The sequence below is a fragment of the Pseudomonas sp. AC229 genome (assembly GCF_979254655.1).
In genome coordinates, this window is record NZ_CEEDHK010000029.1 from 1 (window position 1) to 6442 (window position 6442).

Consider the following 6442-nt stretch of genomic DNA (forward strand, 5'->3'; position numbering starts at 1 on the left):
AATTTCTACCTAACCTATTGATTAGAAATAACTTTTAGGAGCCTTCCGCGCCGGAAGAGGTGCGCATTATAAGCACCTGGGAAAAGCCGTCAAGGCATTATTGAAACGATTCTGAAACAAACCTAAATACCGAACGAGCGTGCCGGCAAGCCCTCTTACCCATACACCTATATATATAGAAGGGGCAGCGCCGCACTATGAATAGGACAACGCTTATGAAACTTCCCACCCTTGTCCGCCTGACAGCCAGCGCCTTGCTGCTACTTATCCTGAATGGATGCAGCGTGTTCGGTTCGCGAGATGACGTTTATGTCGACCTAGTCGGCCTGGAGCCACTTCCCAGCCAGGAAATGGAAGCGCGTTTTGCGCTGAAGTTGCGGGTGCAGAACCCAAACGAACAGGCGATCCGTTATGACGGCATCGCACTAGAGCTGCGGGTTAACGACCGCCCCTTCGCCAATGGCGTGAGCGATGAACGCGGCGAGGTTCCGCGCTACGGTGAAAAGCTCATCTATATACCCATCACCATTTCAGCCTTTTCGGTACTGCGTCAGGCCTGGGGCGTGGCCTCCGCTGCACCTTCGGCCAAGGCCGCCGTGCCGTATGAGCTGAACGGCAAGTTGGGCGGCGGCCTCTTAGGAGCCGCGCGGTTCAGTGACAGCGGCGAGCTCTCCTTTCCAGCGCAATAGCCTTAGGCGATCGCTGCCTGTTTGGCCAGTTCGTCGAACACTTCTGGCCGCAGCGCCGCTTCGCCTTTCTCATCCAACACTTCACGGGGATGTTCGCTGCCAGGAATACTGCTATCCAACAGACTGAGCAGACTCGCCCCACGCGGCGTCAGGACGAAATTCTCACCATTACCGCCTTCTTCCTCCGGACGCGGCTCGATAAAGCCATCTTTGAGCAGCAACGCTTCATAGTTCTGAGCGTCGGCTTTAAGCGTGTCGAGCTTTTCCAGTTGCACGCCTTCAGCGGTTTGGTCCGCAGCAAACTCTGCGGCGTATTCCCGTGGTTTGAACGGTTTGTAGGCGCCGTTCTGCACTTCGTGGAGCAGGCGCTCGATGAGGTCCCAGTTATAGGTAGCCATGTTCTCAACCTCCAACTTTCACTAAGTGATGCCGCGCGCCCAGAGACGCCGACTTATCCTTCCTAAGTTGTGACCTACCCCGCCCATGGGCCGTTCAGGTTGATTTCGCCGGCACGCCTTCATCCGCCACCTTCTCCCCCGGGGACTTGCCGTCGCGTGCGTGGTGCTCAATCACGGCGTTCAGCTCGGCCCCAAACAGCAGCACCGCCGAAGACAGGTATAGATAGAAGAGGAAAATGATGATCGCGCCGATGCTGCCGTACGTGGCGTTGTAGTTGGCGAAGTTCTGCGCGTAGAACCCGAAGCCCAACGAAGCGGCAATCCAGCCGATCACCGCCACCACCGACCCCGGCGTAATAAAGCGGAATTCCTGCTTCACGTCCGGCGCCAGGTAGTAAACAGCGGCCACCACCGCCACCAGCATGAATACTGCCACTGGCCAGCGCAGCCAGTTCCACAGGATGACCACCATCTGCTCGATACCCAACTGATGCGCCAGCCAATTCATGGCCTGCGGGCCCACCACCATCAGCCCGGCCGCAATCAACAGCAGAGCCGCCACGCCAATGATGTAAATCACCGACAACGGAATGCGCTTCCATGCCGGCCGCCCTTCTTCAACGCCGTACACCTGATTCATCGCCAGCATGGTTGAGCGCACCGCTGCCGAAGCCGTCCACAGGGCGATCAGAATGCTGAAGGAAAACAAACCGGCCTTTTGCGTCTGCAAATTGCTAATGGCCGGGTCGACCAACTCCATCGCCGCCTGCGGCAGCACCAGCGTGGCCTGCTGGCGTAACCAATCGAAAAACGGCTGGATGTCGAGCACGCTGATCAGGGCAATCAGAAACAACAGGAACGGGAATAAAGAGAAGAACAACTGAAACGCTAACGCCGAGGCGTACGTCGGCAGTTCGTCGTCGAGAAAACCAACCACCGAGCACTTGATGATTTCCCAGGCGGAAACACCACGCAAATCCGGTAAAAACATGTTCAGCCCCCGTCCATTAGCCACCGGCAGCGCTCACCACGCAGCGCTCCGTCCTGGACTTTTGAGCACACGGGCGGCAAATCGGTTCGTGTAAAAATAAGCGCCCCCTGCCGGCCAACCGAAACGAGGGAAAAACCCTATACACTATGCGGCCTTTTTTAGCGGTCTGAAGCCGAGGTTCCCGTGAGCACGTTGCCACCCTGCCCGAAATGCAATTCCGAATTCACTTACGAAGATGGCCAGCAACTGGTCTGCCCGGAATGCGCCCACGAATGGTCGGCCACTGCGGCAGCGGATGCAGGCGGCGAGAGCGATAAGGTCATCAAGGATGCAGTCGGCAACGTGCTGCAAGACGGCGACTCGGTCAGCGTAATCAAAGACCTCAAGGTCAAAGGCACATCGTTGGTGGTCAAGGTCGGCACCAAAGTGAAGAACATCCGCCTGTGCGACGGCGACCACGACATCGACTGCAAAATCGACGGCATCGGCCCAATGAAGCTGAAGTCCGAGTTCGTCAAAAAGGTCTAACCACCTCCGGGCGGCCTGTCGCGTCGCCCTACCCCGCCTTACTGCACCGGCAAGAAGTTCATAAACAGCAGCCCCTGCGCATAACTCACCCCCAGCCGCCGATAACGCTCATCGAGCACATCGGTGAGCAGGTCCAGTCGCGCGACAATTTTGCCGAACTCCACGGCAAAACTCAGGTTGCGCACATCGGGCGACAGCTCGTTCGACAACAGCCACGGGTTGCCCTTCAAGTCGTTGCGACTGGCGAGCATCCACGTCGCCTTCTCGATATTGCGCGCAGCGTTGTGGATAAATTGCGGGTCGAGTTCATCGGTCATATAGAACTCGGTACGCCCGCCATGCGCCGTAATCAACATGCTGCCCAGCGCATAAACAAAACCACCCACCCGATCACCCTTGTAGTCCACGCTCAACGCGTAACTCAGCGCTTCAACGTCTTTACGCCCGCCGAGTTCGGGTAAGGGAAGGTCTTTTTCGATAGCCAGCTGCACTTGTTTTTCCGCTTCTTCAAGCGTCGGCAAGCCGGTCTTGCGCCACTCGCGCGGATTGCGGCGGTAGAGTTTGTCCATCAGGCGATAGAGGGTGTTGAGGTTGTTGCGCATGCCGATGGTGGCCATGCGGTCGGTGTGGGTCTGAAAGAACTCGCCAGGCTTCACCGCGCTTTTATTGCCCACAATTGAATCGTGGTCCTGGTGCGTGGCGCAGCCGGCAAGCAGCAAACCTAGCAGCAACGCACACGCGTGCGACGGCCAACGCCGCACCCCAGCTTCGCTCCGAAGCCTTGCGCGCCGCCCGGCGACACTTGCTAGCAGGTTCATCCAATCCATGCGTCGTGCAGTCATCCACTCAGGTGCTGTGCAGTGCAACTAGCTCAACGCTAGCAATAAAAATGCCGTGCCTGGTTATTTTTTAGGCAACCCCGCCAATGCACCTCACCGCATCGGCCTCAGGGTCTGACCGACAAGTCGCGCAGAGGTTGCTCCGCCTGCCCAAGCGCCGTATTTCCCGCGCTCTTGCACCCGTTGCGCGATGACTTCATTGCGTCATCAACCCGTCACAAAACCTGCGCAAGCTGCTTGCCGTCCGCACGCCAAAATCGCCCGTCGGTTACCGATCCTCCCAGCGTTCTGTTACAGCAGTGAGCCGCCATGAATCACACCCTTGAGGTTCCAGACCTGTTTGGTCTGCTCTATGGCTTTCGTTTCCGCCCGGGCGAGCGCGGCGAAGAAATCGACTCAAGCGCCGCCCTGTCCTGGCTCCAGGCGCCCAGCGACGACGGCGAGTTTCTCTGGTTGCACCTCAACCTGGCGCACGCCGCCTGCGAGCGCTGGATGATGGCGCACCTCGACCTGCCGGAATATTTCTTCGAAAGCCTGCGCGAAGGGTCGCGCTCCACGCGCCTGGAACATGTCGACTCGGCGCTGCTGGCGGTGGTCAACGACGTGGTATTCAACTTCGACATGGTCAGCACCGACATCTCCACGTTATGGGTCTGCGCGCGCAGCCGCCTGCTGGTGACTGCCCGCCTGCAACCACTGCGCTCGGTCGACAAGCTGCGTTCCTCAGTGAAACGCGGGGAACATTTCCGCTCGCCGCTGGAGGTGCTGGTTCATCTGCTGCGCGATCAAGGTGACGTGCTTACCGGCATCGTCCGCGAAACCAGCATCAGCGTGGACGGCATCGAAGACCAACTGCTCGCCTCGCGCCTCAACAGCAACCGCGCCGACCTCGGCACCAAGCGCCGCGTGCTGGTTCGCCTGCAACGCCTGCTGGCACTAGAGCCGGGTTCGCTGATGCGCCTGCTCAACCGTCCTCCCGACTGGCTGCAAGAAGACGACGTGCGCGAACTGCGTGAAGCCACCGAGGAATTCACCCTGGTCATCAGCGACCTCACCGCCCTCGGCGAGCGAATCAAATTGCTGCAGGAAGAAATCGTCGCCCAGCTCAACGAACAAAGTAACCGCACGCTGTTCACCCTCACCGTGGTCACCGTGCTGGCCTTGCCCATCAACATCATCGCCGGTTTTTTCGGCATGAACGTCGGCGGCATTCCGTTGGCCGATGACGCCGAAGGCTTCTGGATTCTGGTGGCGCTGGTCGCCACGTTCACGGCGCTGGCAGGACGCTGGGCCTTTCGCAAACGCAGCGATTACTGACGCGCTGCGCTGTCATGTGGCTGCCATGGCCGCGCTCTAGCATCGGCAGCCCAGCCCACCTACGCCCCGTTTTCCCATTTGAGGTGCAGACATGACCAACGACCAGCTGATGCAGCGCATTCACCGTGAGTTGCAGGACTACGGCGACGAAGCATTGGAATTGGAACTGCTCGAAGACGGCCAAGACCTCGACGAACTGTTCCAAGGCCGCCCCGAAGACAGCGAGGCCAAGCGCGCCCGCAAGCGTTACTTCAGCGAACTGTTTCGCCTGCAAGGTGAGCTGGTGAAGTTACAGAGTTGGGTGGTCAAGACCGGGCACAAAGTCGTGATTTTGTTCGAAGGCCGCGACGCCGCCGGCAAAGGTGGCGTGATCAAGCGCATCACCCAGCGCCTCAACCCGCGCGTGTGCCGAGTGGCCGCATTGCCCGCACCGAACGACCGCGAACAAACGCAGTGGTACTTCCAGCGCTACGTCTCGCACCTGCCAGCGGCGGGTGAAATCGTGCTGTTCGACCGCAGCTGGTACAACCGCGCGGGCGTCGAGCGGGTGATGGGTTTTTGCAACGACGAGCAATACGAAGAGTTTTTCCGCAGCGTGCCCGAATTCGAACGCATGCTCGCGCGCTCGGGCATTCAGCTGATCAAATACTGGTTCTCCATCTCCGACAGCGAACAGCACCTGCGCTTCCTGGCGCGCATTCACGACCCGCTCAAGCAATGGAAACTCAGCCCCATGGACCTCGAGTCTCGCCGCCGCTGGGAGGCCTATACCAAGGCCAAGGAAATCATGCTCGAACGCACCCATATCAAAGAAGCGCCCTGGTGGGTGGTGCAGGCCGACGATAAGAAAAAGGCACGGTTGAACTGCATCAACCACCTGCTAAGCCAGATGCCGTACGAGGAAGTGGAGCACCCGCAGGTGGAACTGCCGCAGCGGTTGCGGCATGACGACTATGTGAGGAATCCGACGCCGTCGAGCATTATTGTGCCGCAGGCGTATTGAGGGCTGGGTTGTTGGGTGCTCATCGACGGTGCCTTAGGCAGTGACACCCGTCATCCTCGCGAAGGCGGGGATCCAGAGTCTTGCGGGTTACTCCGTCCGATCCGAAAGACTGGATTCCGAATCGTCGGACCGCCGCCTTCGCGGGAATGACGGTGGTCTTGGCTGACGGCGCGGCTACAGACGCAGATGCGTGCAACCACACCCGTCATCCCCGCGAAGGCGGGGATCCAGAATCTTTCAGATTACTCCGTCCGATCCGAAAGCCTGGATTCCCGCCTGCGCGGGAATGACGGTGGTTTGGCTGACGGCGCGGCTACAGACGCAAATGCGGGCAACCACACCCGTCATCCTCGCGAAGGCGGGGATCCAGAATCTTTCAGGTTACTCCGTCCGATCCGAAAGACTGGATTCCCGCTTTCGCGGGAATGACGGTGGTTTTGGCTAATGTCGTCGGTAATGGTCAACACACCCGTCATCCTCGCGCACGCGGGGATCCAGGCTCGTTCAGGTATCGTCGCCCGACTCACAAACACCCGTCACCCCCGCGAAGGCGGGGATCCAGAATCCTTCAGGTTACTCCGTCCGATCCGAAAGACTGGCTTCCCGCTTTCGCGGGAATGACGGTGGTTTTGGCTAATGTCGTCGGTAATGGTCAACACACCCGTCATCCTCGCGCA

At 59.2% G+C, this 6442-nt stretch carries 7 protein-coding genes; 4 read left to right on the top strand and 3 right to left on the bottom strand.

Translation table 11 applies throughout. From position 1 onward, the window contains the following. Nucleotides 1-215 precede the first annotated feature (215 nt). The gene (locus tag AC0IW7_RS24485) at nt 216-689 is read left to right on the top strand and encodes an LEA/WHy family protein (protein ID WP_471821433.1); all 474 of its coding nucleotides are present in this window, start codon (nt 216-218) and stop codon (nt 687-689) included. 2 nt (nt 690-691) lie between these two features. On the opposite strand, the gene AC0IW7_RS24490 is transcribed toward AC0IW7_RS24485, so the two are convergent. Then, on the bottom strand, nt 692-1087 hold the full coding sequence (locus tag AC0IW7_RS24490; RefSeq protein ID WP_122493175.1) for a transcriptional regulator: 396 nt from the start codon (nt 1085-1087) through the stop codon (nt 692-694). A gap of 94 nt (nt 1088-1181) precedes the next feature. After that, the gene (locus AC0IW7_RS24495) at nt 1182-2078 is read right to left on the bottom strand and encodes a YihY/virulence factor BrkB family protein (RefSeq protein WP_471821435.1); all 897 of its coding nucleotides are present in this window, start codon (nt 2076-2078) and stop codon (nt 1182-1184) included. Between the two features lie 183 nt (nt 2079-2261). Here AC0IW7_RS24495 and AC0IW7_RS24500 point away from each other — a divergent pair, with 183 nt between their 5' ends. Next, nucleotides 2262-2606: a zinc ribbon domain-containing protein YjdM gene (locus AC0IW7_RS24500; RefSeq protein WP_471821436.1), complete on the top strand. Its 345-nt coding sequence runs from the start codon at nt 2262-2264 to the stop codon at nt 2604-2606. A 38-nt stretch (nt 2607-2644) separates the two neighbouring features. Here the strand turns inward: AC0IW7_RS24500 and AC0IW7_RS24505 are convergent, their stop codons facing one another. Further along, nucleotides 2645-3424: a hypothetical protein gene (locus tag AC0IW7_RS24505; RefSeq protein WP_471821446.1), complete on the bottom strand. Its 780-nt coding sequence runs from the start codon at nt 3422-3424 to the stop codon at nt 2645-2647. Nucleotides 3425-3754: 330 nt separating this feature from the next. Here AC0IW7_RS24505 and AC0IW7_RS24510 point away from each other — a divergent pair, with 330 nt between their 5' ends. Beyond that, nucleotides 3755-4762 carry a transporter gene (locus AC0IW7_RS24510; RefSeq protein WP_463540123.1) on the top strand — a complete coding sequence of 336 codons (1008 nt, stop codon included), beginning with the start codon at nt 3755-3757 and terminating at the stop codon, nt 4760-4762. Between the two features lie 91 nt (nt 4763-4853). Then, complete coding sequence (gene ppk2 / locus AC0IW7_RS24515; RefSeq protein ID WP_463550595.1) at nt 4854-5765, top strand: polyphosphate kinase 2; 912 nt, start codon at nt 4854-4856, stop codon at nt 5763-5765. Nucleotides 5766-6442 lie beyond the last annotated feature (677 nt).

Bases quoted from the DNA above. Each gene is read 5' to 3' on its own strand.
- AC0IW7_RS24485 (WP_471821433.1), top strand. From the start codon at position 216: ATGAAACTTCCCACCCTTGTCCGCCTGACAGCCAGCGCCTTGCTGCTA.
- AC0IW7_RS24495 (WP_471821435.1), bottom strand. From the start codon at position 2,078: ATGTTTTTACCGGATTTGCGTGGTGTTTCCGCCTGGGAAATCATCAAG.
- ppk2 (WP_463550595.1), top strand. From the start codon at position 4,854: ATGACCAACGACCAGCTGATGCAGCGCATTCACCGTGAGTTGCAGGAC.
- AC0IW7_RS24490 (WP_122493175.1), bottom strand. From the start codon at position 1,087: ATGGCTACCTATAACTGGGACCTCATCGAGCGCCTGCTCCACGAAGTG.
- AC0IW7_RS24505 (WP_471821446.1), bottom strand. From the start codon at position 3,424: ATGAACCTGCTAGCAAGTGTCGCCGGGCGGCGCGCAAGGCTTCGGAGC.
- AC0IW7_RS24510 (WP_463540123.1), top strand. From the start codon at position 3,755: ATGAATCACACCCTTGAGGTTCCAGACCTGTTTGGTCTGCTCTATGGC.